At 66.2% G+C, this 21,302-nt stretch carries 22 protein-coding genes, 1 tRNA gene and 1 riboswitch; of the genes, 13 read left to right on the top strand and 10 right to left on the bottom strand.

The genetic code is table 11. The annotated features are described in order from the left end of the window. The 5 genes from HGN31_RS06530 to HGN31_RS06510 are packed head-to-tail and all read right to left on the bottom strand — an operon-like array spanning nucleotide 1 to nucleotide 5,128. The gene (locus HGN31_RS06530) at nucleotides 1-1,629 is read right to left on the bottom strand and encodes an ABC transporter substrate-binding protein (protein ID WP_168782706.1); all 1,629 of its coding nucleotides are present in this window, start codon (nucleotides 1,627-1,629) and stop codon (nucleotides 1-3) included. A 28-nt stretch (nucleotides 1,630-1,657) separates the two neighbouring features. Continuing rightward, a complete protein-coding gene (locus tag HGN31_RS06525) occupies nucleotides 1,658-2,578 on the bottom strand; it encodes an ABC transporter permease (RefSeq protein ID WP_168782705.1) in 921 nt (306 codons plus the stop codon). Further along, complete coding sequence (locus HGN31_RS06520) at nucleotides 2,578-3,486, bottom strand: ABC transporter permease (protein ID WP_168782704.1); 909 nt, start codon at nucleotides 3,484-3,486, stop codon at nucleotides 2,578-2,580. The genes HGN31_RS06525 and HGN31_RS06520 overlap by 1 nt, the downstream gene beginning before the upstream one ends. After that, nucleotides 3,483-4,079, bottom strand: coding sequence for an ANTAR domain-containing response regulator (locus tag HGN31_RS06515; protein ID WP_168782703.1), 597 nt, complete (start codon nucleotides 4,077-4,079; stop codon nucleotides 3,483-3,485). The genes HGN31_RS06520 and HGN31_RS06515 overlap by 4 nt, the downstream gene beginning before the upstream one ends. Next, on the bottom strand, nucleotides 4,076-5,128 hold the full coding sequence (locus HGN31_RS06510; RefSeq protein ID WP_168782702.1) for a transporter substrate-binding protein: 1,053 nt from the start codon (nucleotides 5,126-5,128) through the stop codon (nucleotides 4,076-4,078). Before HGN31_RS06510 ends, HGN31_RS06515 begins: the two co-directional genes overlap by 4 nt. Before the next feature lie 597 nt (nucleotides 5,129-5,725). Here HGN31_RS06510 and HGN31_RS06505 point away from each other — a divergent pair. From HGN31_RS06505 to HGN31_RS06490, 4 genes are all read left to right on the top strand, one after another. Further along, complete coding sequence (locus HGN31_RS06505; protein WP_168782701.1) at nucleotides 5,726-6,913, top strand: tyrosine-type recombinase/integrase; 1,188 nt, start codon at nucleotides 5,726-5,728, stop codon at nucleotides 6,911-6,913. A 197-nt stretch (nucleotides 6,914-7,110) separates the two neighbouring features. Further along, nucleotides 7,111-7,284 carry a helix-turn-helix transcriptional regulator gene (locus HGN31_RS06500; RefSeq protein WP_168782700.1) on the top strand — a complete coding sequence of 58 codons (174 nt, stop codon included), beginning with the start codon at nucleotides 7,111-7,113 and terminating at the stop codon, nucleotides 7,282-7,284. 275 nt (nucleotides 7,285-7,559) lie between these two features. Then, a complete protein-coding gene (locus HGN31_RS06495) occupies nucleotides 7,560-8,444 on the top strand; it encodes a DUF7146 domain-containing protein (RefSeq protein WP_168782699.1) in 885 nt (294 codons plus the stop codon). Further along, nucleotides 8,441-9,718, top strand: a complete 1,278-nt coding sequence (locus HGN31_RS06490; protein WP_168782698.1) for an AAA family ATPase — start codon at nucleotides 8,441-8,443, stop codon at nucleotides 9,716-9,718. Before HGN31_RS06495 ends, HGN31_RS06490 begins: the two co-directional genes overlap by 4 nt. A 402-nt stretch (nucleotides 9,719-10,120) precedes the next feature. On the opposite strand, the gene HGN31_RS06485 is transcribed toward HGN31_RS06490, so the two are convergent. Together HGN31_RS06485 and HGN31_RS06480 are read right to left on the bottom strand one after the other, a co-directional pair. Next, nucleotides 10,121-10,540 carry a hypothetical protein gene (locus HGN31_RS06485; RefSeq protein ID WP_168782697.1) on the bottom strand — a complete coding sequence of 140 codons (420 nt, stop codon included), beginning with the start codon at nucleotides 10,538-10,540 and terminating at the stop codon, nucleotides 10,121-10,123. Between the two features lie 143 nt (nucleotides 10,541-10,683). Continuing rightward, nucleotides 10,684-12,381 carry an RNA-binding domain-containing protein gene (locus tag HGN31_RS06480; protein WP_168782696.1) on the bottom strand — a complete coding sequence of 566 codons (1,698 nt, stop codon included), beginning with the start codon at nucleotides 12,379-12,381 and terminating at the stop codon, nucleotides 10,684-10,686. 212 nt (nucleotides 12,382-12,593) lie between these two features. Here HGN31_RS06480 and tnpA point away from each other — a divergent pair, with 212 nt between their 5' ends. The 3 genes from tnpA to tnpC are packed head-to-tail and all read left to right on the top strand — an operon-like array spanning nucleotide 12,594 to nucleotide 14,891. Beyond that, nucleotides 12,594-12,989 (top strand): IS66-like element accessory protein TnpA, encoded by a 396-nt coding sequence (tnpA, locus tag HGN31_RS06475; protein ID WP_036712921.1) that lies wholly within the window; start codon nucleotides 12,594-12,596, stop codon nucleotides 12,987-12,989. Then, nucleotides 12,986-13,333, top strand: coding sequence for an IS66 family insertion sequence element accessory protein TnpB (tnpB, locus tag HGN31_RS06470; protein ID WP_168782219.1), 348 nt, complete (start codon nucleotides 12,986-12,988; stop codon nucleotides 13,331-13,333). Before tnpA ends, tnpB begins: the two co-directional genes overlap by 4 nt. Before the next feature lie 58 nt (nucleotides 13,334-13,391). Continuing rightward, nucleotides 13,392-14,891, top strand: a complete 1,500-nt coding sequence (tnpC, locus tag HGN31_RS06465; RefSeq protein WP_168781947.1) for an IS66 family transposase — start codon at nucleotides 13,392-13,394, stop codon at nucleotides 14,889-14,891. A 253-nt stretch (nucleotides 14,892-15,144) separates the two neighbouring features. Here the strand turns inward: tnpC and HGN31_RS06460 are convergent, their stop codons facing one another. From HGN31_RS06460 to HGN31_RS06450, 3 genes are all read right to left on the bottom strand, one after another. Continuing rightward, the gene (locus HGN31_RS06460; RefSeq protein WP_168782695.1) at nucleotides 15,145-15,426 is read right to left on the bottom strand and encodes a hypothetical protein; all 282 of its coding nucleotides are present in this window, start codon (nucleotides 15,424-15,426) and stop codon (nucleotides 15,145-15,147) included. Nucleotides 15,427-15,658: 232 nt separating this feature from the next. Further along, nucleotides 15,659-15,955, bottom strand: coding sequence for a hypothetical protein (locus HGN31_RS06455; protein ID WP_168782694.1), 297 nt, complete (start codon nucleotides 15,953-15,955; stop codon nucleotides 15,659-15,661). A 172-nt stretch (nucleotides 15,956-16,127) separates the two neighbouring features. Continuing rightward, a tRNA-Ala gene (locus tag HGN31_RS06450) sits at nucleotides 16,128-16,203 on the bottom strand. 294 nt (nucleotides 16,204-16,497) lie between these two features. On the opposite strand from HGN31_RS06450, the gene HGN31_RS06445 reads away from it, so the two are divergent. From HGN31_RS06445 to gcvT, 6 genes are all read left to right on the top strand, one after another. Next, nucleotides 16,498-17,223 (top strand): hypothetical protein, encoded by a 726-nt coding sequence (locus HGN31_RS06445; protein WP_211096347.1) that lies wholly within the window; start codon nucleotides 16,498-16,500, stop codon nucleotides 17,221-17,223. Continuing rightward, entirely contained in the window at nucleotides 17,220-17,552 is a 333-nt protein-coding gene (locus HGN31_RS06440; protein ID WP_168782693.1) for a hypothetical protein, read from the top strand. The genes HGN31_RS06445 and HGN31_RS06440 overlap by 4 nt, the downstream gene beginning before the upstream one ends. Nucleotides 17,553-17,675: 123 nt before the next feature. Then, a complete protein-coding gene (locus HGN31_RS06435; RefSeq protein ID WP_036701676.1) occupies nucleotides 17,676-18,458 on the top strand; it encodes an SDR family oxidoreductase in 783 nt (260 codons plus the stop codon). A 59-nt stretch (nucleotides 18,459-18,517) separates the two neighbouring features. After that, a complete protein-coding gene (locus HGN31_RS06430) occupies nucleotides 18,518-19,621 on the top strand; it encodes an ABC transporter ATP-binding protein (RefSeq protein ID WP_231555285.1) in 1,104 nt (367 codons plus the stop codon). A gap of 59 nt (nucleotides 19,622-19,680) precedes the next feature. Continuing rightward, nucleotides 19,681-19,914 (top strand): hypothetical protein, encoded by a 234-nt coding sequence (locus HGN31_RS06425; RefSeq protein ID WP_036707647.1) that lies wholly within the window; start codon nucleotides 19,681-19,683, stop codon nucleotides 19,912-19,914. Between the two features lie 71 nt (nucleotides 19,915-19,985). Continuing rightward, a riboswitch (glycine riboswitch) is annotated at nucleotides 19,986-20,075 on the top strand. 121 nt (nucleotides 20,076-20,196) lie between these two features. Continuing rightward, complete coding sequence (gene gcvT / locus HGN31_RS06420; RefSeq protein WP_168782692.1) at nucleotides 20,197-21,297, top strand: glycine cleavage system aminomethyltransferase GcvT; 1,101 nt, start codon at nucleotides 20,197-20,199, stop codon at nucleotides 21,295-21,297. Nucleotides 21,298-21,302: the final 5 nt, after the last annotated feature.

Here is a 21,302-nt window from a genome sequence, read left to right as displayed (position 1 = left end):
TTACGGGTTCACATACACGTAGTCATAGTTGACGGGGATCGAGACGGGATCGACATAGAGCGCATCCGCGCCGCCCATGCGGGGCGACTTCATGGTGAACCGCTGCTCGTTGAACACCGGCGCCCAGGGCGCGTCCTCCATCACCTTCATGTAGATGTCGGACCAGGCCTTCAGCCGGGCATCCGCTTCGCCCTCGCCGACCATGCTGTCGGCCTTGGCCGCGGCGGCATCGAGATCGGCGTTGCAGTATTTGGACCAGTTCCAGCCGCCGGCCTCGGCCCCGCCACAACCGAGGATCGGGCCGTAGAAGTTCGAGGGGTCGGGGAAGTCGGCGATCCACGCCATGCCGCCCGACCAGATCATCGGCGCGCTGCCGTTGCCGCCGGCCTCGATCACGTTGGCCTGCGCCAGCGCCTTGATCTCGGCCCGGATCCCGATCGCCGCCAGATCCTGCTGGATGGCCTGCGCGATGCGCGGGTTCGGGTCGGTGTTCATCACGAACAGCTCGGTGTCGACGCCGTCAGCCAGCCCGGCATCCGCCATCAGCTTCTTGGCCCCCTCGACGTCGAACGCATAGCCCTTGTAGTCGGCGGTATACCCCGGCATCGACGGCGGCAGCGGCTGGTTGGCCGGCACCGCGCGATTGTTGATCATCTGCACGATCCGGTCCTTGTTCAGCGCCATGTTCACGGCGCGCCGCACCTCGGGCTTGTCGAAGGGCGGCTTGGTCACGTTCATCGTGACATAGCCGGTCTGCAACTGGCCGCCTTCGACGACACGCGCCTTCTGCCCGGGATCGGCCATCACCTCCTGGAACTTGGCCGGCGGGATGCCGTCGCCGGGCACGTCGACCTCGCCCTTCTGCAGGCGCAGCAGGGCCACAACGGGTTCCTGCCCGATCTCGAAGGTGATGCGGTCCAGATAGGGGATGCCGGGGGTCCAGAAATCGGGGTTCTTCTCAAGCACCAGACGCTGACCGATGGTCCATTCCGCCATGCGGAACGCGCCTGTGCCGACCGGGTGCTTGCCGAAGTCGGCGCCATGCTCCTCGACGGCCTCTTTCGGCACGACGGAGCTGAAGTTCAGCGCCATGACGTGCAGGAAGGTCGCGTCGGGGCGCGACAGCTCGATCTTGACCGTCTTCGGATCGACGACCGTGACGCCGGCCAGGCCCTTCGCCGCGCCCGAGGTCGTCTCGTCATACCCCTTGATCGAGGCGAAGAAGCCCGCGCCGGGCGACTGGGTGGCCGGGTCGGTCACCCGGTCCAGCGAGTATTTCACGTCGTCCGCGGTCATCTCGCGGCCGTTGTGGAACTTGACGCCCGACCGCAGATGGAAGGTGTAGGTCAGCCCGTCATCCGACATCTCGTAGCTTTCGGCGAGGCCGGGGCGCAGTTCGGTGGTGCCGGGGACGTAGTCCATCAGCCCGTCGAAGATCGACTTGATCATCGACCAGTTCTGCCAGTCGTAACCGATCGCGGGGTCGAGGGTCGCCACGTCGTCCTTGTAGGTGATGACGATGTCGCCGCCGGGCTTGGCGTTCGGGTCGGGCGCGTACTCGGCGGTGGCCGGCAGGGCGGTCGCGGCCAGCGACAGCGCCAGGGCGGTGGACATGAGCCAGGTTTTCATCGTCGTTTGCTCCTCTGTTGGTGTTCTGTCAGCGCAGCTTGATGCGGGGGTCGATGAACGGGGCGATCAGGTCGGCCAGCAGGTTGCCCAGCACGATGGCCACGGCCGAGGTGAGGGTGACCCCCATGATGATCGGGATGTCCACGCGCTGGATCGCTTGCCATGCCAGCTGACCGATGCCCGGCCAGCCGAAGACGCTTTCGACGACGACCACGCCGCCCATGAAGATGCCGATGTCCATGCCGATCATGGCGACGATCGGCAGGATCGCGTTGGGCAAGGCATGGCGCAGGATCACGCGCGGCCGCGACAGGCCCTTGGCGCGCGCCGTGCGGATATAGTCGGCGCGCATCACATCCAGCATCGAGGATCGCATCATCCGCGAATACCAGCCCGCCCCCATGATCCCCAGCGTGACCGAAGGGAGGACAAGGTGCGCCAAGGTGCCGTAGCCGCCGATCGGGAACCACCCCAGCTTGACCGCAAAGACGTACAGGAGCAGCAAAGCTACGACGAACTGCGGCGCCGACACGGCGACGAACGACGTCACCATAAGCCCGGTGTCCAGCGGCCGGCCCCGATTCAGCGCCGCAACGATGCCGAGCGTCAGGCCGATTACCAGCTCGGCCAGGATCGCGCCGACCATCAGCTGCAGTGTCGCGGGCAGGCGCGCGGCGATCAGCGAGGCGACGTCGGTCCGCTGCAGGTAGCTGCGGCCCATGTCGCCATGCAGCAGCCCCCAGAGATAGCGGCCGTACTGCACCCATATCGGCTGGTCGAGGCCAAGCTGGCGGCGGATGTTCTCGACCACCTCGGGCGTTGCGGACCTTCCGGCGATCTGGCGCACCGGGTCTGCGGGCAGGATATACAGCAGCCAGAAGGTGATGAGGCTGACCCCCAGCAGGATGAGCGCTGCCTGCACCAGGCGCCGCAGCAGATAGACGGCCATCAGCGGATCCCCCTCTGCGTCGGGTCCAGCACCTCGCGCAGCGCGTCGCCGACCAGGTTGAAGGCGAGCGCGAGGATCAGGATCGCGGCGCCGGGGATGAAGACCAGCCAGGGGGCGGACTGGAAATAGGTCTGGTTCTCGAAGATGATGTTGCCCCAGCTTGGCGTGGGCGGCTGCACGCCGACGCCAAGATAGGACAGCGTCGCCTCGAGCAGCACGGTGGTCGAGATGCCCAGCGTCGCCCAGACGATGATCGTGGGCACCAGATGCGGCAGGATGTGGTGCCACAGGATGCGCGCACCGGAAGCGCCCAGGGTGCGCTCGGCAGCAACGAAGTCGCGTTCGGCCAGGGCGGTCGTCTCGGTATAGATCACGCGGGCGGTCTGCACCCAGTTCACCAGCGCGATGACCAGGGCGACGATCCACAGCGAGGGGCGGAAGATCGCGGCAAGGCAGATCGCCAGCAGCAGGGCCGGGAACGCCATCATCAGGTCGGTCAGCCGCATCAGGATCGTGCCGACCCATCCGCGCATCCAGCCCGCGGTCAGCCCGACCGCGGTGCCCAGTGCGACCGCGATCCCGTTGGCGATGACCCCGATCAGCAACGAGGTCCGCGCCCCGTAAAGCAGGCGCGACCACAGGTCCCGCCCCAGCAGGTCGGTGCCCATCAGCCACGGCCCGCCGGGCGGCATTGGCGCGCCTTCCAACGTCAGGCCGTCGAAGTTCTGCTGGTCGGGCGGATAGGTGGTCAGCCAGGGCGCGAAAATCGCCGCGGCGACCACCAGCACGATCAGCAGGATGCCCAGCAACGCCAGCGGCCGGCGCAGCAGCCGCGCCAGCGCACCGCGCTCGGCGCGAAGACCGGCAGCGTCGTTAGGTGCCGCAGCAGGTGTGACGGACGCAGTCATGAACGGCCCCTTTGCACGGGCGGAGGCGAGACACGGGCCAGCACCCGTTCCGCTGCGGCCTCGAAACTCTCGCGGCGGTCGGTGGCGAGCCGGCGCAGCCGCGCGAACGCTTCCTCGTCGGTCAGTCCCTGCGCGACCAGCGCCATCACTGCGCGCACGACCGTTTCGCGCCCGGCCAGTCGATCCCGCAGTCCGCCGATTTCAGCCGACAACCGCTCCTGGGCGGCGAAGGTCGCCCTTGCGATCAGCAGGGCGGAATACACCCCGTTGTCGCCAACCGGCTTCAGGAGCTGCGCGTGCGCCCCACGGGCCAAAGACCATTCGATCCGTCCCGGCGCCTCCGAGCCGATCAGGGCGATCAGGGGCATCGGGCTTTGCCCTGCGGGCCAGGGAAACTGCGCGTCGAACCCCATGTCGACGTCGAAAAAGAGGAAATGAGGGGTCTCGCCTGCAGTGAGGTCAGGCCAGCAGGCGCGGGCGGACAGGCCGATGGCGGCTAACTGCCGTTCAAGGGCCGCGACCGTGGGGTGCGGCCGGTGCAGGATCACCGCATGGGCGCCGACCAGATCGAGAATGTTAATTGCGCGGTTCATGGCACAAGCCGCAGTTGCGGACGCGCGGCCGCCCGGCTGTCGCGCCGCGCAAGATAGGGGTCGCCCGGTACGGGGGGCAGTCGGCGCAATACGTGAAAGGCGCCACCTCGAACCTCGGCAATCAACACCGGCAGGGCGGTGTGGTGGGTTTCCGGATCGATCGGACCCGCCCTCCGATCCAGAGCTAGTAACTGCGATAGCGGAAGGTCTTCGCCGCCGGTGTGACGATGGAAAAGACGGGCCATCTCGGTCACGGCGGCATAAGACGCGGCTGCGTGCGCGTTGGCGAATCTGGTGCCGTCTTCTGCAAAATAAGGCCCGGCAGCGATGAGGCCGTCTGCGGCCTCGCCCATCAGCGGAAGCTCACATTCCGTGAGGTTGCAGGACAAAACGGGCAGACGCGGCATGACAGCACGCAGCGCCGTCACGAAGGCGTACTGGGTCGTCCCCACAAGCGAGTTGAGCACGAAATCGGGGCGAAGATCGGCGATCTCCTCCACCATGTGCGCGACATCTGTTTCTCCCATCGCGAGGTGGCGCTCGGCCGTGATCGACCCGCCCCCGCGGGCGACGACCTCGCGCGCCAGCCGGTTGATTTCCCACCCCCAGATGTAGTTTGAGCCGAGCAGATGTACCCGAGAGCCGAACCGTGGGAGCGCCCAGTCCAGCAGCGGCAACAGATGCTGGTTAGGGCAGGCGTGCATGTAGACGACGTGATCTGACGCCTCGAAGCCCTCGTATGGCAGCGCATACCACAGCGTGGCGCCCTGCCGTTCGATCACCGGCAGCACCTCCTTGCGGCTGGACGAGGTGACACAGCCGATGATGTGCCGGGCACGGCTGGTGGTCAGGATGTCGCGGCAAAGCGGCGCATAGAGGTCAACATGACCTTGGGGATCGCGCAGCACTGGCACAAATTCCATCGAATAACCGGTGGATGCGTTGACGTTAGAGATCCCGGCCAGCGCGCCTGCGCGGCTCGCAGCCGCTATTGCGCTGTAGTCGCCCGATGTGGATTGCAGGATTCCGATCTCGACCCGCCGTCTCACTCTGACCTCTTCAATGAAAAAGCCCCACCCCTGCAGACAGGTGTGGGGCGTTCATGCCATGCGCGGTGCGCTATTTGTGAACACACTGCGGGTGCGCAGGTCGGTGGGTCAAGGTAGAATTTCTGATCCTGACTATGGACGGTATCAGGCTTGGGAACCTGCAAACGAAGGAGGCACCATGGACTGTTGCCGCGCAGAGTTAACAGGTCGCCAAAGGCAGCGGCTGCGACGAGCATCCACCGAGACCCTGTTGCTGCTTTTCAGGTTGCAGGCAGGCAATCCTACGGTGCCGCCACCCTGCCCGATGTCCAGGAACTGTCCGCTGTTGTCCGTGGAAACCCGCGGGAAGGTGGGTGACAAGATGGAGGGCCACACCAGCAGCGCAGCATGCAAATTTCAGAGATAACTCGATATTTTTGTTATCTGGTGGAGCCGAGGTCTACCGAACTCCCGCTCCTCACCATATCGATCTGTCCCATAACCTCTCGGAATCCTTGATAGACCGCGGCCTCTCTCGTATCAATCTGTTTCATGCGGTTTCGATCTATCCCGCCAATAGTGGTGGGAAGATTGGCGGGAAGGAAGCGGGGCGCAGGGATGAAGCTGACAGCAAAGGGTGTGGCCAACCTTCGAGAGCCGGGGATGCACTCGGACGACGACACGCCGGGGCTTTACCTCTGCATCAGTAAGATCGGCGGGAAGTCGTGGATCTTGCGCACGCTTGTCCGCGGCAAGCGCACGGAGATTGGCTTGGGGTCCGCGCAGGTGGTCAGCCTCGCTGAGGCGCGGGAGCTCGCACGTGAGCAGCGCAAGCTGGCGCGGCAGGGTGGCGACCCATTGGCCGAGAGGCGGCGCGCGAAGGCAGTCCCGACCTTCAGGGAGGCCGCCCAGACCGTTCACGCCGCCCTGCTGCCGACTTGGCGCAACCGGAAGCATGCCGAGACTTGGCTTGCGACGGTCGAGGCCTATGCGTTCCCGCACATTGGCCCGCGGCCGATCAAGACCATCACCAGCGGAGACATCCTCGATGTCCTCTCCCCGATCTGGACCGACAAGCCCGAGACGGCGAAGCGCCTCAAGCAGCGCCTCGGAGTGATCTTCGATTGGGCGAAGGGCAAGGGACACCTGCCGGCCGGGAACCCTGTCACCGGCATCGAGCGCGCCTTACCGCAGGTGAAGCGCTCCAAGGTTCACATGGCCGCGCTGCCGTGGCCCGACCTTCCCGCCTTCATGGAGGATCTGGAGGAGCGGGAGGGCATCTCTGCCCGCTGCCTCGAGTTCATCATCCTGACGGCGGCCCGATCCGGCGAGGCGCGAGGCGCCCGCTGGGACGAGATCGACATGAAGGCGAAGGTCTGGACCGTTCCGGCCGAGCGGATGAAGCGCGGCAAGGAGCATCGCGTCCCGCTGTCAGAGGCGGCGCTGGGCGCGCTTGAGCGCGTTCGGGGGCTGGACCCCGTGCTATGCTTCCCCTCGCCCCAGCGCAGCAAGGCAGCGACCGGGAAGCCAATGTCCGACATGGTGTTCAAGGCGCTGTTCGCCCGCATGGAGCGCGAGGGCTTCACGACCCATGGCTTCCGCTCCACCTTCCGCGATTGGGCCAGCGAGAGCGCCCACGCCCAGCGCGAGGTCGCCGAGGCTTGCCTGAGCCATGCCACCGGGAACGAGGTCGAGCGTTCCTATGCCCGGAGCGACCTGCTCGAGCGCCGCCGCAGCCTGATGGAGGCATGGGGCCGTTACGCTTCCAGCGCGTCGGGTGATGTGGTGGAGTTGGTGCGGGCGTAGTCCCACCTCTTACTAATTGAAGTGGCGCAACTCATGACCGCTATTCGACCGAGGTCGTGGCGCGATCAATGACGTTGATTTTAAACATTTTTTCACCTGATCCCGACGACACCAACTCGCTCAGACATTGGCGTGCATACGGCTAATCGAGCGGAAGCGGTAGCATTCTAGGCAATCTGATCGCTTGGAGTGACCCAATGGCCGAACCGCAACTCTTAACCGCTCGCGACGTCTCCGCCCTTCTGAACATCGGCGTGTCGTCGGTCTGGCGCAAAGTGAAAGAGGGCAACCTGCCCCAGCCCGTCAAGATCGGTGGCTCGACCCGCTGGCGGCGTGCGGACATTGAAGCCCTTTACGCCACAACCGAATGAAAAACCCCGCCGGTTAGGGCGGGGCGCATCTCGGTGCTGACAATGCGAGAGATAGCGCGAACGCTGCCGGCCCACAAGTCCGAGGCCGCATATGGGCATTCACAACACATTCGCGCGAAAGGCGCACCCTTGGGTGAGCCTCAGCGCACGACCTTATGCCGACTGCCGCGATAAAGGCGGCATGATGGTTCTTCGCATATCCATCCTCTGCCACCGCTTGGGCATCGACGCCGACCGCGCCGCAATGCTAGCCGCTTTCGTATGGGGAGGGGGGCATGAGTGACGCCCGCACCCTGACCTCCGCCCTGTGCGGCAAATGGCATGGCCGCTACGGGCTCGCCTGCTGCCCCGCGCATGGCGACCGGCGGCCCAGCCTGACCCTAGCCGATGCCTCGGACGGGCGGCTGCTTCTCGACTGCAAGGCCGGATGCAGCTTCCTGGACGTGCTGACGGCCCTGCGCCTCCGGGGGCTGGTGGATCGGCAGGCCCGACCCCAGCCGCCGGACCTGTGCGAGATGGCCCGCCGCCGGGCCGAGGATGAAGCCGAGGCCGTGAAACGGGAAAAGCAGGCGCTGTCCGTCTGGCGCGAGTCCATTCCCGTTCACGGCACCATAGCGGAAACCTACCTGCGAGGGCGGGGCATCACCTGTCCACTGCCGGACGCCCTGCGCTTTCATCCCGTCTGCTGGCACGCATCCGCCCAGCGCCTGCCCGCGCTGGTGGCGCGGGTGGACGGCTTGCCGCGTCTCGCCGTGCATCGGACCTATCTGCGCACGGACGGGACGGGCAAGGCGGACGTGGACCCGCCCAAGGCAATGCTGGGCGCGGCCATGGGCGGTGCGGTGCGCCTCTCCGAAGCCGATGGACCGCTCGTCGTGGCCGAGGGCATAGAGACCGCCCTGAGCCTGGCCAGTGGCCTCTTGCGCGGTCCTGCCACGGTGTGGGCGGCCCTCTCTGCGCCTGGTGTCGTCGGGCTACGCCTTCCTGCGGGATCTCGAGGCCGACTAACCATTGCGCCCGATGGCGACCAGGCGGGCCGCGAGGCTGCGCAGAAGCTGGCCGGACGGGCGTATGCGCTGGGCTGGGCCGTCAGCCTTCTGCCTGCCCCTCAGGGACGCGATTGGAATGACATCCTCACGATGAAGGAGGGCGCCACGTGAACGTGCCAGAGCCCATCCCTTTCACCCCGGCAGCACCGGAGCGCACGTCTCGGTTCTACAATGCCACTGAACTCGACGGCCGTCCTGTGCCTGCCCGGCAGTGGCTGGTGAACGGCTTGGTGCCGATGAAAACCGTGACCCTCTTCGGGGGCGACGGGGGCACCGGCAAGTCGCTGCTGGCGCTGCAGCTGGCAGTGAGCGCGGCCACGGGGCGGGCATGGCTGAACGTGCCAGTGTCGAAGGGGCGGGCGCTCTTCCTCTCCGCCGAGGACGACGATGACGAGTTGCACATGCGGCTCGCCGACATCTGCCGGGCCACGCGGCTAAGGCTGTCTGATCTGGACGGGCTCACCTTGCGCTCTCTCGCGGGCGAGGATGCGCTGCTGGCGACGGAGATGAAATCCGGCTCCGTGCAGACCGGCCTAAGGCAGACGGCACTGTTCGATGAGATCGAGGCGCTGGCCGAGGAGGAGCAGCCCTCGGTAATCGTGCTGGACACGCTGGCTGACATGTTCCCCGCCAACGAGAATGACCGCGCAGCGGTGCGGCAGTTCATCAGCATTCTGCGCGGACTGGCGCTGCGTCAGAAATGCGCTGTGATTCTGCTGTCGCATCCCTCACTGTCCGGCCTCAACAGCGGCAGCGGCACCAGCGGCAGCACTGCCTGGAACAACAGCGTTCGATCGAGGCTCTACCTGGAGCGCATCATCGAGAAGGGCAGCAACTACGAGGCAGACCCCGACAAGCGCATCCTGACGACGATGAAGGCCAACTATGGCCGCATCGGTGGCGAGATCGGCATGACCTGGAAAGAGGGCGTGTTCGTCCGCGATGAGCAGCCGCAAGGGCTTGATGCGCTGGCGATCGGGGCGAAGGCGGAGCGGGTGTTCTTGTCGTTGTTGGACACGTTCACCAGCGAGGGGCGGTTCGTATCTGCGAGCCCCGGTCCGACCTATGCGCCTTCCATGTTCGCGGCCCATCCCAAGGCCGAGATGGTTACCAAGCGGGCGTTCAAGGCCGCCATGGATAACCTCTTCGGCCGCGAGATGATCGAGATCGGCACTCACGGCAGCGGTGCGAAAGCCCGAAATCACCTGCAGAGGAGAGGGTGCAACCCCCGGTGCAACGATGGGTGCAACGAGAGCGCAACCCCCGTTCAACCCCCCGTTCAACCCCCGTTCAACGAAGGTGCGACATATACCCCTTATACCCCATGCGTTGCACCCGCCCTGAGCGGCGGGTCGCACGCCTTCCAAGAGGATGACGAGCAGTGACTTGCGAGCATTCTAAAGGCGAGAGGCCGGGGCCTTTCGCTGAACTGCCACCTTCACGATGCGGAGAAGCTGCAGTAATGTGCTGCCGCCCTCGAGCAACACCACTTTTCCTCTCTCCTCTGCGCTGGGCAACGGGGGCTTTCCCTAGCTGATGCAGGGCCGCTGGAGGGTCGAGGGGAGGGGCTGACCGGTTAGGAGGTGGCCCACTCCTGGCGCGCTGGTGGCCCTTCTTCCCCCGCTGCGCGGGCAGTGCTTCCCCTTCTACACTCTTAGGTGCTTCTCCCAATGCCTCAGTGGAGACTCTGAGCGAGGCACAGAGCGGCGGTAGCTTGGTTCGGCAGTCAGGCACCGGAAAAGGCGCCAGGGGCGCTGGGCGCCCATTCTGGCAGCGCGTCGGCCGCCTCAACCGTCGATGGTCACGACACGGGCGCCAGGCCGCACATACTCATAGCCAGGAGAGCCGGTGCGGGCATCCACGTTGACGGCAACCGTGGGGCCCTTCCCATCGGACATGAGCAGCTCGATTAGCTTGAGCTTCACCCGCTCATCCTTGGTGGTGGCGAGCATCTCCCCTGCGACCTCGCACGCGCGCGCGCGCAGGAAGGCTCGCTGACTGGCCACCTCCGCCACGAACCGCTCCTGTGTCTCGGCAAGGAGGGCAGCGACCTCGGGGCGCTTGAGCGCCTTGGCGAAGCCGTTGCGCGACATGCCGGCCGCCTGCGCGGCAGCGTCGATGGATGAGCCCTTGCGCACGCGATGGTCGATCGCGGCACGGACCTTGGACGAAATGCGCGCAGGGCGCGGGTCGGGGATGCTGTTCATAGGCTCTTTGTGCACGAACCTTGATCACCGACGAAGGCACGGCCTCTCAGCACACCTACGAACCTGACAGGCCCCGCCCAGTGCGGGGCCTTCGTAATCCTATCCCTTCCGGCTAAATGCAACGCAGCAGGCCTCATCTTATATTATTTCTTTTTCCGCTTAGACGGGAATTTTGGGCCGGGCCCCCACTCCACCCTCGGCCCTCGCTGCTGACTTGACGTTCGCTGCAAAATTTTTCGCGCCGACAGGTCAGCGATAATGTCACGGGCCTTAAAAACACCTACGTCGAAGAAGTTCTGAAGGGTTCTATTAGTGATTTTCCCATACTCATTTATGTGCTCGATAACCTTTCGGTCAATATCATCAGTAGTGCGACGCTGGTAGCTGACCGCACTACCTAAAGCCTTCAATGGTCCACTTCTAAATCGATAGGCAGCATTCGACCTTGAAGCGGTCGATCGAGTGCGTTCGATTATTCCCACGTCTTCACCCGCAAGGCGCTTTAGAACCTGCTCAGCTTCGTCAACTGATTTCTGAAGAAGGTTTGCTGCAGTTTCAAGTTTCAGCGTCTTAGATGCGCACAGCGCATGGATAACCAACATAGTGTCGGTATCGTCTCTCTCTTGGTCGGGCAAAGTGGCGATGAATCGAGCAACTTGGGTGTTCGGCGCTCCTCCGACGAACCTCACTATTACCCTATCATAATGGTTTTCGATTCTCGGAGCATCTCTGCCAGCGCGGATCAACTCGCGATACATCCTATCAACACCTCGTCCAAGCTCCTCAGCCAAGCCCAGATGACGTGCCATCTTCGCAAGTGTAGGATTGCGGGGACGCGATGCAGTCGTAATGATATTTTCTGGGGTAACTCCGGACACAAGAGGTCCTGGAGAAAGGACGCTAAAGACGTTGGGCGAGTGCTCGATATGCACGGCACCCGCGAGATGATAATCTCGATGGCAGATTGCATTCGCAACAGCTTCCCTGATTGCAAGGGAAGGAAAGTCCTCAATCATTATCTGCTGCCCAGTTGGAAGAGTGATTTGCGTTCCACTCTGCCGCGCCGACGCCGTCTCGATGACTTTGGTCATCGCCACAAGGAGAGGCGCCTCCAGCCGAAGAACAAGCTTTGGCTCTCCGCCTGGGGTTTCCCTATGAATATAGACGACTTCAAACGATTCCCCCTCATCAGGAGGGCAGAACATAAGTGCCCCCGCTCTGTTAAGAAATCCGCTTGAAGTGAGGGCGCCCAAGCCGCGCAGCAAATCTGCTGTCGATGCCGTTCCTAGTGCTCTACGTTCATCACTGAAGGCGCGAAGCAAAGTTTTGGCCGTTGCAACGGCATCTTCACTTACGTCTGAAATGCCTCGAGTGCTGGGTGAATATGACCAGTCAACTCCGCCCTTTTCTTCTCGCACCCTAACTTGATCGCTCGGCGACATGGGCAGGCAGTCTTTGTTGATCCTCAGAGTTGCGCGTCCTTGCGGATCTGCATGAATAGCAGCGCTTTGAGGGACCTGAATCAACAGAACATTGCTGAATTTTTGGTGTCGCCTGACCTCGACATTTAGGGGTGGCGTAGTGAGCTGATAGATCCGCTCTTTGACTTCGGCAGGCTCCAAGCTAGTTCCCAGAATGGCTTCTTCGCCTCGAACCTTGTCGGCAACTCCCAGAACGATGCTGCCTCCAGACGAGTTCGCGAAGCAGATAGCCGCCTCACTGAGCATCTTAAACGTCTCTTTTGGCGTCGACTTGTCTTGCTTGAAGTCTAGTGTTTCGCCCTCTAGGTCGTCGGCGCATAGACCACCAACTATTTGATTTATAGCATAATCTGGGTTCATGGACACGGTGCCTGATGCCTGAGTTTGATGCGCAGTTTGATGTTTCGTGCAAACTGTAGGTGAACATCAAACTAAGATCAAACTCTTGATGCAGGGACATCCGCGGCAAGCCTCACGATCCGAGGGCTGACGGCAGATAGATGTGAGCAGACGGCCCGCGGGCTGTAAGCGTCCGTCCTGGCCGCCCTGCCGCGGGGTGAGAGGGGCGGATAGTGTCCACCATCGATAGTGGACACTATGGTGATGTCGTGGCGCGTCGGACGAAGCGGCTCTGGACGGACGAGGAGAAGCGGTCGATCTGCTTCCAGACGGCTGCGCCGGGTGTTTCCGTGGCCCAGGTTGCCCGGCGCTACGCGGTAAACGCGAACCTGATCTTCAAGTGGCTGCGCGATCCCCGTTATGCGCCGGACCCCGCCTCGGCTCCGCCCCTGCCAGAACAGGCGCGCTTTCTGCCGGTAGAGATTGTCGCGGAGCCCAGGTCTGCCCCGGCAGGACCTGCCGCCGACAGTTGCATCGAGATCGAGCTCGCGGGCGGGCATCGGATGCGCATCAGTGGCAACTACGATCCTGGGGCGCTCGCGCGGCTGATCCGGGGGCTCACGGTATGATCCCGGTTCCGGCGAACACGCGGGTCTGGTTGGCCGCCGGGGTGACGGACATGCGCAAGGGCTTTGCAGCCTTGGCGGCGCAGGCCGAGGCTGTGCTGAAGCAGAACCCATTCGGCGGGCATCTTTTTGTCTTCCGGGGCCGCCGGGGTGATCTGGTCAAGGTCATCTGGTGGGACGGCCAAGGGGCCTGCATGTTCATGAAGCGGCTGGAGAAGGGCCGGTTCGTCTGGCCCTCGGCCAAGGAGGGGAAGGTGGCACTGACGCCTGCGCAGTTGTCGATGCTGCTGGAGGGGATTGACTGGCGGGCCCCGGAACGGACGTGGCGGCCTCTGGCGGCGGGATAGTCCACAGGACCTGTAATCAATGATTCCCACAAGGAATCCCGTGGGATAAACTTCCCGCATGCTCGATCAGACCCTGGCCCTGCCGGAAGACCCAGAGGAGCTGCGCAGCTTCACCGCGCGGCTCTTGGCCGAGGTGAAGGCCCAGGCGATCCTGATCGAGAAGCTGCGGCACCAGTTGGCAGGGCACCGCGCCCACCGGTTCGGGGCATCGTCGGAGACGGCAGAACAGCTTCAACTGGCGCTGGAGAGCAGCGAGATCGCTGCTGCCGCGATGACCGCCCGGATGCGACTGCCGGACATCGAGGAGAAGGACAAACCCAAGCGCCGCCCGATCCCGGATCATATCCCACGGATGGAGGTCGAACTCGGCCCCGGTGCCGAGGCTTGCGCCGATTGCGGAGGCCGTCTGCGCCGGATCGGGGAGGATGTCACCGAGGAGTTGGAGTATGTTCCCAGCCGGTTTATCGTGAACCGGATCGTCCGGCCGCGCCTGACCTGCACCTGCTGCGAACGGTTCGTCCAGGCCCCGCTGCCCTCTCGCCCCATCGAGCGTGGCCGCCCGGGGCCGGGTCTGCTGGCCCATGTGCTGGTCAGCAAGTATGCAGATCACTTGCCGCTCTATCGCCAGAGCCAGATCTTCGATCGTGAGGGGCTCGATCTGGATCGCTCGACGCTGGCCGACTGGGTCGGCAAATCCACTGCCTTGCTTGAACCCCTCGCTGACGCCATCGGTCGCCATGTCCTGTCGGCCGAGGCGATCTTCGCCGACGACACGCCGGTCAGCATGCTCGCCCCGGGCACCGGCAAGACCCGCACCGCCCGGCTCTGGACTTATGCCCGTGACGAACGCCCTTGGGGCGGCTCCGCGCCGCCCGCTGCCTGGTATCGCTTCTCGGGCGACCGCAAAGGCCAGCACCCCAAGGATCACCTCGCCCGCTATCGCGGCTGGATGCACGCCGACGGCTATGCCGGGTTTGAAGACCTCTACCGCTCAGGCGCCATCCGCGAGGTCGCCTGCATGGCCCATGTCCGGCGCAAGTTCGTCGACATCCACCGATCCCAGGGCTCTCCGATAGCCCAAGAGGCCATAACTCGGATCGCCCGGCTCTATGCCGTGGAGAAGGAGGCCCGTGGCGCTCCGCCTGATCGCCGTGCCGAACTGCGACAGGCCCATGCCGCCCCCGTCTTCGACGAGCTGGAGGCGTGGCTGGCGATGCAACTCACCACGATCTCAGGCAAATCCCCGCTAGCCGCCGCCATCCGCTACGCCCTGACCCGCATGCAGCGTCTGCGCCCCTACCTCGACCACGGCATTCTCGAACTCGACAACAACGCCGCCGAACGCGGCATGCGCGCCGTTGCCCTCGGCCGCAAGAACTACCTCTTCGTCGGCTCGGAAGCAGGCGGAAAGGCCGCCGCCATCGCCTACACCCTCATCGGGACAGCCAAGCTCAACGCCGTCGATCCACTCGCCTGGCTCGCTGATACCCTGGCCCGCATCCCCGACTACAAGATCACAAAGGTCGACGATCTGCTCCCATGGCGATGGAACGGGTAGCGGTCAGGCCGGACGCTTACCGCGGGCTCGATGACACCTCGGAAGAGCCGATCCGGTGTTGGCAGCAAACGCGGGGGTTGAGGCGGTGATGCAGTAGGCGGCAAGGCAGGTCAGCATGGCAGGCTCCGAGAGGTTTCGTCAGGGACGACGGCCAAATCCACGCCTGTCCGGCGCACGTCCCCGCCCAGCGAGTGCTTGGCCGAGCGAAACCCTGTCGGGCGAGGGCAGGTTCAGGGTCAGAGTGGTCACGCGGCTACAGAAGGCGGCCAAAGGGGGCGTCTCGCCTCATGAGTTGCTCGACCTCGTGGCGCATGCTCTCGTTCATCTGCTTGGTGTGCAACCAGACGCCGCCAAAGACTGCCACACCGGCCAACACAATGCCCCACCAGGCAATGGTAGCGATCCCCCAGACTTGGAGCGCGGAGAAGCCTGTCATCGCAAAGAACGTCGGGGCAACAGCAGCATGGACCGGATCGACGTGGCACTTCCGACTGCGCTGTCGTTCAACCACCGCTTGGGCTTCATCCTCTCGCATCGAATTCTCCCTGCATGAGCAGCATTTGCCCGAAATCACGGTACTGGCCCGGTGTCGACTGTGCATCGGTTTCCCTCGCTATGAGAAAAAATTTGCAGGGTGCCGCGCGGGCAGGAGACGAGTAGAGGATCTGGCGCGCGGGATTTTCCCCCCACCCCCCTCGATCGAGACCCCACCCCCTACGGTGTGCACCCCCCCTCTGGGGGAGGGGAGGGCACGGCAGTTGATTGCCTCAGGCAGCGAGCGCGGTCGGCCAGGTCGGGATGCCGAGGACAGCATGAGCCATGCGGGCGAGCTTCACATCGTGCGGGTTGTCGGCCGGCGGCAGGCCGGACGTTCCCGGCAGTGTCCGGTCGGAGCAGATCAGGACCAAGGCGGCCATCTCCTCTGCCGTCTCGGGCTTCATCCGGAGTGCCCTTCCTTCGATCTCAACGAGGCGAGCGAACTTCGGATTGCCCTCGGCGCCTTCGGCGTCCAGCTCCTCGGTTAAAGCGCGCCACTCGGCGAAGATTTCCATGATGGTTGCCATGATCTTTTCCTTTGCGTTCCTTGGAATGCCTGCAGCCCGCGTTGGTGCGAGGCAGGGAGGGGCACGGGAAAAGATCGACCGGCTTCTGAAAACCTGCTGGCGGGATTTCTGGCGGGAAGGCGAAAAGCCTCGCCAAATTTCCTAGCAAGTTCAATCACGTAGTCGGGAGATTTGGTGGAGCCGAGGGGAATCGAACCCCTGGCCTCATCATTGCGAACGATGCGCTCTACCAACTGAGCTACGGCCCCACAGGCGGGCTATCTCGCGCAGGCGCGGGCGGTTGTCAAGCGCGTCTCGTTGGCCGCGTATACCGCGTCCGGAATCGGCATCGGGCCGGCGTGTGAACTGTCCTCCGGCTCCCGCGCCGACGCTGCCAACCGCGCCGCCGCCCCCGCTGGGTGGCGGCGCATCGCCGGAGGAGCACAGCATAGAGCCCGAGCCCAATCCCCCGACATGGTCCCTTGGGACGAGCCGCGCGGGCAGGGGGTTGGCAAGCGGGCGCGGCCCCGGCACCTTCGCTCGGGTCGAGCGAGGAGTCCGAGATGTCAGCCCTTCCCCCCCTCTCCCCCCGCCATCGGCGCCACGGGCCGTTGCGGCGGGTTGCCGCGGCGCTGGCGCTCGGGCTGGTGCTGGCCGCGCCGATCGGTGGGGCGGCCGGGGCGTCCGAGGCGGGCGATCTGGTCTTTGCCGAGCGCGGCCCCTGGTCGCTGGGCGACAAGGTGCTCAGCTGGGCGGTGACGCGCGAGGGGCCGGCGCGGCCCGACCTGCCGCCCATGGGGGCGGGAACGCTCAGCCTCTCGCAGACCGTCGATGCCTCGGACGGCAAGCCGGTCCTGCAACTGACCCAGACCTGGGCGGGTGGGGCAGCGCCCGAGCGGCGGATCGGGCCGTTCCCGGTCTCGGGCGGCGACCCGGCGGTGATCTATTTCCTCGAAAGCACCACCCGCGACATGGCGACGCTCAGCGGCGGCAGCCCGGATTACATCCGCAACCGCCTGAAGGACGCGCTGTGCCGCGGCGGGCACGTCAGCCGCGCGGACGGGCGCACGACCGTCGAACTCGCGCCGTTCGCCGATGACCCGAACCGGGCGCGGATGCACGGGTTCGACACGCTGACGCTGCGCTTCGTGCTGGGCGACGACCCCAAGGCCCCGATCCGCGAGATGGTCGCCGCGACCGCCGGCCCCGTCGCCGCCGAGCTGCCGCGCGAGATGGCCGGACAGACGGCCGCGCCCACGGCCTATCGCCACGCGCTGGTGCTGCAATGAGGGCGCTGGCGGTCCTCGCCCTGCTGTTGCCTGCCGCGGCGTTGGCGCAGACGGTGAACGACTACCCCACCACCGCGCGGGTGGAATACGTCATGGCCTGCATGGCCACGAACGGCGAGACGCCGACCGCGCTGCAACGCTGCTCCTGCGCCATCGACGCCATCGCCGGAATCCTGCCCTACGAGGCCTATGTCGATGCCGAGACGGTGCTGCGGATGCGCCAGACCTCGGGCGAGCGGTCGGCGATGTTCCGCTCGGGCGCGGCGGTGGACGGGCCGATGGCCGACCTGCGTCGGGCCGAGGCCGAGGCCGAGATCCTCTGCTTCTGACGCGGCTTCTGACGCAGCGCGGGCGGCGCCGGCGGACGGGTATTCGGGCCGGCAAGAACCCGGGTTGACCCGGCGGCCCGCGCGGCGTTCCCTGCGGGCGAACGCAGGGGAAGGAGCGGTGGCATGGATCTGGGCATCAAGGGCAAGACGGCGCTCGTCTGCGCGGCCTCGAAGGGGCTGGGGCGGGGTTGTGCCGAGGCGCTGGCGGCCGAGGGCGTGAACCTCGTCATCAACGCGCGCGGCGAGGCGGCGCTGATCCAGACGGCCTACGCCATCGCCGAGCGCCACCAGGTCACGGTCGAGCCGGTCGCCGCCGACATCACCACCGCGGACGGGCGTGCCCGGGTGCTGGACGCGCTAGGGGGCAAGGCCGACATCCTGGTGACCAACGCCGGCGGCCCGCCGCCCGGGCACTGGACCGACTGGGACCGCGACGACTTCATCCGCGCCATCGACGGCAACATGCTGTCGGCCATCGCGCTGATGCAGGCGCTGGTGCCGGGGATGATGGAGCGGGGCTGGGGCCGGGTGGTCAACATCACCTCGGCCGCGGTGCGCGCGCCCATTGCGCAGCTCGGGCTGTCGAACACGGCGCGCACGGGGCTGACCGGCTTCGTCGCCGGCATGGCCCGGCAGGTCGCGGACAAGGGCGTCTGCGTCAACAACCTGCTGCCCGGCATCCACGACACCGATCGGGCGACGGCGCTGGATGCGGGTGTCTCGGCCGCACAGGGGATCTCGGCCGACGAGGCGCGCGCGCGGCGCGAGGCGACGATCCCGACCCGCAGCTACGGCCGGGCCGAGGACTTCGGCGCCGCCTGCGCGTTCCTGTGTTCCCAGCAGGCGCGGTTCATCGTCGGCCAGAACCTCATGCTGGACGGCGGTGCGCTGAACGTGACCGTGTGAAACTTTACCCTCGCGCCCCGGACTGGTAACGGCTTCCCGACAGGAACCCTCGGATTGCCGTGCCCCATACCCTGACACCCGAGACCCAGGCCCCTCCGCGGCTCGAGGTCGAGCATCTGGTCCGCAGCTTCGGGGGCCGACCGGTGGTGGACGACGTGTCGTTCTCGGTCCCCGCGGGACAGGTCGCCTGCCTGCTCGGCCCGTCGGGCTGCGGCAAGTCCACGACGCTGCGGATCGTGGCGGGCGTGGACATGCAGGACAGCGGCCGGATCCTCGTGGACGGCAAGCTCGTCTGCGACACGGTCTTCCGCATCCCGCCCGAGCGCCGGGCAATCGGCATGATGTTCCAGGACTTCGCGCTGTTCCCGCATCTGTCGGTGGCCGAGAACGTGGCCTTCGGCCTAAAGGGCGGGGCAGGGGCGAACCGGGCGCGGGTGGGCGAGCTGCTCGAACGGGTGCAGATGAGCCGCCATGCCGACAGCTATCCGCACGCGCTGTCGGGGGGAGAGCAGCAGCGCGTGGCGCTGGCCCGGGCGCTGGCGCCGAACCCGCGCATCCTGCTGATGGACGAGCCGTTCTCGGGCCTCGACGAGCGGCTGCGCGACGGCATCCGCGACGAAACCCTCGCGCTGCTGAAGGAAGAGGGCACGGCCGTCCTGCTGGTCACCCACGAGCCGCATGAGGCGATGCGGATGGCCGACCAGATCCTGCTGATGCGCAACGGCAAGGTCGTGCAGCGCGGGGCGCCCTACAACCTCTACAACGCGCCGGTGGACCGGGCGGCGGCGGCGTTCTTTTCCGACGTCAACGTGCTGGAAGGGGTGGTGCAGGGGGCGCTGACCGACACGCCCTTCGGCGATTTCCTCACCCCCGGCGTGCCGGACGGGACGGCGGTGGACATCGTGATCCGGCCCCAGCACCTCAGGATCGACTTCGACCGCGCCGGCCGCCCCCCGGCGCCGACGCCCGAGAACGGCACCGCCGCGCATGGGGTTGTGCAGCGGGCCCGCTTCCTCGGGCGCGAATCGCTGGTCGAGTTCCGCATGGACCACGACGGCTCGATCCTGCGCGCCACGGTGCCCGCGGTGTTCCTGCCCGACCCGGGCACGCCCATGTGGTTGATGCTGCGCCGCGACCGCGCCTTCGTCTTTCCCCGCCGCTGACGGCCGGAACCCCGGCTCCGACCCGCGGTTGACCCCGAGGATCAGCACAGGAGGTCGCCATGCCGCGCGGGGACAAGGACGCCTACACCGACAAGCAGAAACGCAAGGCCGCCCATATCGCCGAGGGCTACGAAGAGCGCGGCATGAGCGAGTCCCGCGCCGAGGAGATCGCCTGGGCCACCGTCAACAAGCAGGACGGCGGCGGCAACGAATCCGGCTCGGGGCGCGAAACCAGCCGGTCCGAGGCCGCCCGCAAGGGGTGGGAGACGCGGCGCAAGAACGGCAACGCCTGACGGCGCAGCGCCCGCGTCACCCAGCGCCCAACAAAGCTCTTGCCAGCCCGCCCCCCGCCCCGCTACCAAAGTCGTGGATACCGGGAGACGCTGGCGCTTTCCCAGGGCCGAAGGAGCAGCCGCCCCGGCAAACTCTCAGGCAAAAGGACCGGGTCCCGCATCGAACTCTGAAGAGTGGCCGCGACCCGGCCCGCCGAAGGATCACGATCTCAGGCGCCCGTTCGCGGGCAGGGACAGAGGGGGCATCGTTGACCAGCGGCCTGCGGGCCGGGGAGGATGCCTATGGATGCGCTGAAACGCACCCCGCTTTACGATCTGCACGTGGCGCTCGGCGCGCGCATGGTGCCCTTTGCCGGATGGGAGATGCCGGTCCAGTATCCGCTCGGCGTGCTGGGCGAGCATCTGCACACCCGCAAGGCGGCGGGGCTTTTCGACGTGAGCCACATGGGGCAGGTGATCCTCGGCGCCCGTGACGCGGCCGCGCGGCTTGAGGCGCTGGTGCCGGCCGATCTCGTGGGGCTGCCCGAGGGGCGGCAGCGCTACGGGCTGTTCACCGCCGAGAGCGGCGGGATCCTCGACGACCTGATGATCGCCAACAAGGGTGACCACCTGCTGCTGGTCGTGAACGCCGCGCGGGCGGCCGAGGACATCGCCCATCTCGAGGCAGCGGGCCTTGCGCCCGAGGTCGTGACCGACCGCGCCCTGCTGGCGTTGCAGGGCCCGGCGGCCGAGGCGGCGCTGGCGCGGCTGATGCCCGAGGTGGCGGCGATGCGCTTCATGGACGTCCGCGACCTCGGGTGGGAGGGCGAGACCCTGTGGGTCAGCCGCTCGGGCTATACCGGCGAGGACGGGTTCGAGATTTCGGTCCCCGCAGCCCGCGCCGAGGCTTTCGCGCGCGCCCTGCTGGACCAGCCCGAGGTCGAGGCCATCGGCCTTGGGGCGCGCGATTCGCTGCGGCTCGAGGCCGGGCTGCCGCTTTACGGGCACGACATGGATGAAGGCGTGACCCCGGCCCGCGCCGGCTTGGGCTGGTCGATCCCCAAGGTCCGCCGCGCGGGCGGCGAGCGCGCGGGCGGCTTCCCCGGCGCCGAGGCGGTGCTGGCCGAACTCGGCCGCGCCCCCACCACCCGCCGCGGGCTGCGCCCCGAGGGCCGCGCCCCGATCCGCGAGGGGGTGGAGCTTTACGCCGACGCCGAGGGCGGCGCGCCGATCGGGCGCGTGACCTCGGGCGGGTTCGGCCCCTCGCTCGGCGCGCCGGTGGCGATGGCGAGCCTGCCCGCGGACCTGCCTGAGGGCGCGACGGTCTTTGCCGAGTTGCGCGGGCGTCGCATCCCGGCCACCCTCGTGCCGATGCCCTTCGTTTCCCCCACCTACAAGCGCTGAAAGGC

This window comes from Paracoccus sanguinis, from assembly GCF_012689545.1.
In the GTDB taxonomy this organism is placed as follows: Bacteria; Pseudomonadota; Alphaproteobacteria; order Rhodobacterales; family Rhodobacteraceae; genus Paracoccus; species Paracoccus panacisoli.
This window is presented reverse-complemented; position numbering and strand designations above follow the sequence as displayed.

What these genes read in the sequence shown, in the direction of transcription:
- HGN31_RS06435 (WP_036701676.1), top strand. Translation starts at nt 17,676, where the DNA reads ATGGATCTGGGCATCAAGGGCAAGACGGCGCTCGTCTGCGCGGCCTCG.
- HGN31_RS06485 (WP_168782697.1), bottom strand. Translation starts at nt 10,540, where the DNA reads ATGAACAGCATCCCCGACCCGCGCCCTGCGCGCATTTCGTCCAAGGTC.
- HGN31_RS06500 (WP_168782700.1), top strand. Translation starts at nt 7,111, where the DNA reads ATGGCCGAACCGCAACTCTTAACCGCTCGCGACGTCTCCGCCCTTCTG.
- HGN31_RS06520 (WP_168782704.1), bottom strand. Translation starts at nt 3,486, where the DNA reads ATGACTGCGTCCGTCACACCTGCTGCGGCACCTAACGACGCTGCCGGT.
- HGN31_RS06505 (WP_168782701.1), top strand. Translation starts at nt 5,726, where the DNA reads ATGAAGCTGACAGCAAAGGGTGTGGCCAACCTTCGAGAGCCGGGGATG.
- HGN31_RS06530 (WP_168782706.1), bottom strand. Translation starts at nt 1,629, where the DNA reads ATGAAAACCTGGCTCATGTCCACCGCCCTGGCGCTGTCGCTGGCCGCG.
- HGN31_RS06495 (WP_168782699.1), top strand. Translation starts at nt 7,560, where the DNA reads ATGAGTGACGCCCGCACCCTGACCTCCGCCCTGTGCGGCAAATGGCAT.
- HGN31_RS06455 (WP_168782694.1), bottom strand. Translation starts at nt 15,955, where the DNA reads ATGGCAACCATCATGGAAATCTTCGCCGAGTGGCGCGCTTTAACCGAG.
- tnpC (WP_168781947.1), top strand. Translation starts at nt 13,392, where the DNA reads ATGCTCGATCAGACCCTGGCCCTGCCGGAAGACCCAGAGGAGCTGCGC.
- HGN31_RS06460 (WP_168782695.1), bottom strand. Translation starts at nt 15,426, where the DNA reads ATGCGAGAGGATGAAGCCCAAGCGGTGGTTGAACGACAGCGCAGTCGG.
- HGN31_RS06425 (WP_036707647.1), top strand. Translation starts at nt 19,681, where the DNA reads ATGCCGCGCGGGGACAAGGACGCCTACACCGACAAGCAGAAACGCAAG.
- HGN31_RS06525 (WP_168782705.1), bottom strand. Translation starts at nt 2,578, where the DNA reads ATGGCCGTCTATCTGCTGCGGCGCCTGGTGCAGGCAGCGCTCATCCTG.
- HGN31_RS06515 (WP_168782703.1), bottom strand. Translation starts at nt 4,079, where the DNA reads ATGAACCGCGCAATTAACATTCTCGATCTGGTCGGCGCCCATGCGGTG.
- tnpB (WP_168782219.1), top strand. Translation starts at nt 12,986, where the DNA reads ATGATCCCGGTTCCGGCGAACACGCGGGTCTGGTTGGCCGCCGGGGTG.
- HGN31_RS06480 (WP_168782696.1), bottom strand. Translation starts at nt 12,381, where the DNA reads ATGAACCCAGATTATGCTATAAATCAAATAGTTGGTGGTCTATGCGCC.
- HGN31_RS06440 (WP_168782693.1), top strand. Translation starts at nt 17,220, where the DNA reads ATGAGGGCGCTGGCGGTCCTCGCCCTGCTGTTGCCTGCCGCGGCGTTG.
- gcvT (WP_168782692.1), top strand. Translation starts at nt 20,197, where the DNA reads ATGGATGCGCTGAAACGCACCCCGCTTTACGATCTGCACGTGGCGCTC.
- HGN31_RS06445 (WP_211096347.1), top strand. Translation starts at nt 16,498, where the DNA reads ATGTCAGCCCTTCCCCCCCTCTCCCCCCGCCATCGGCGCCACGGGCCG.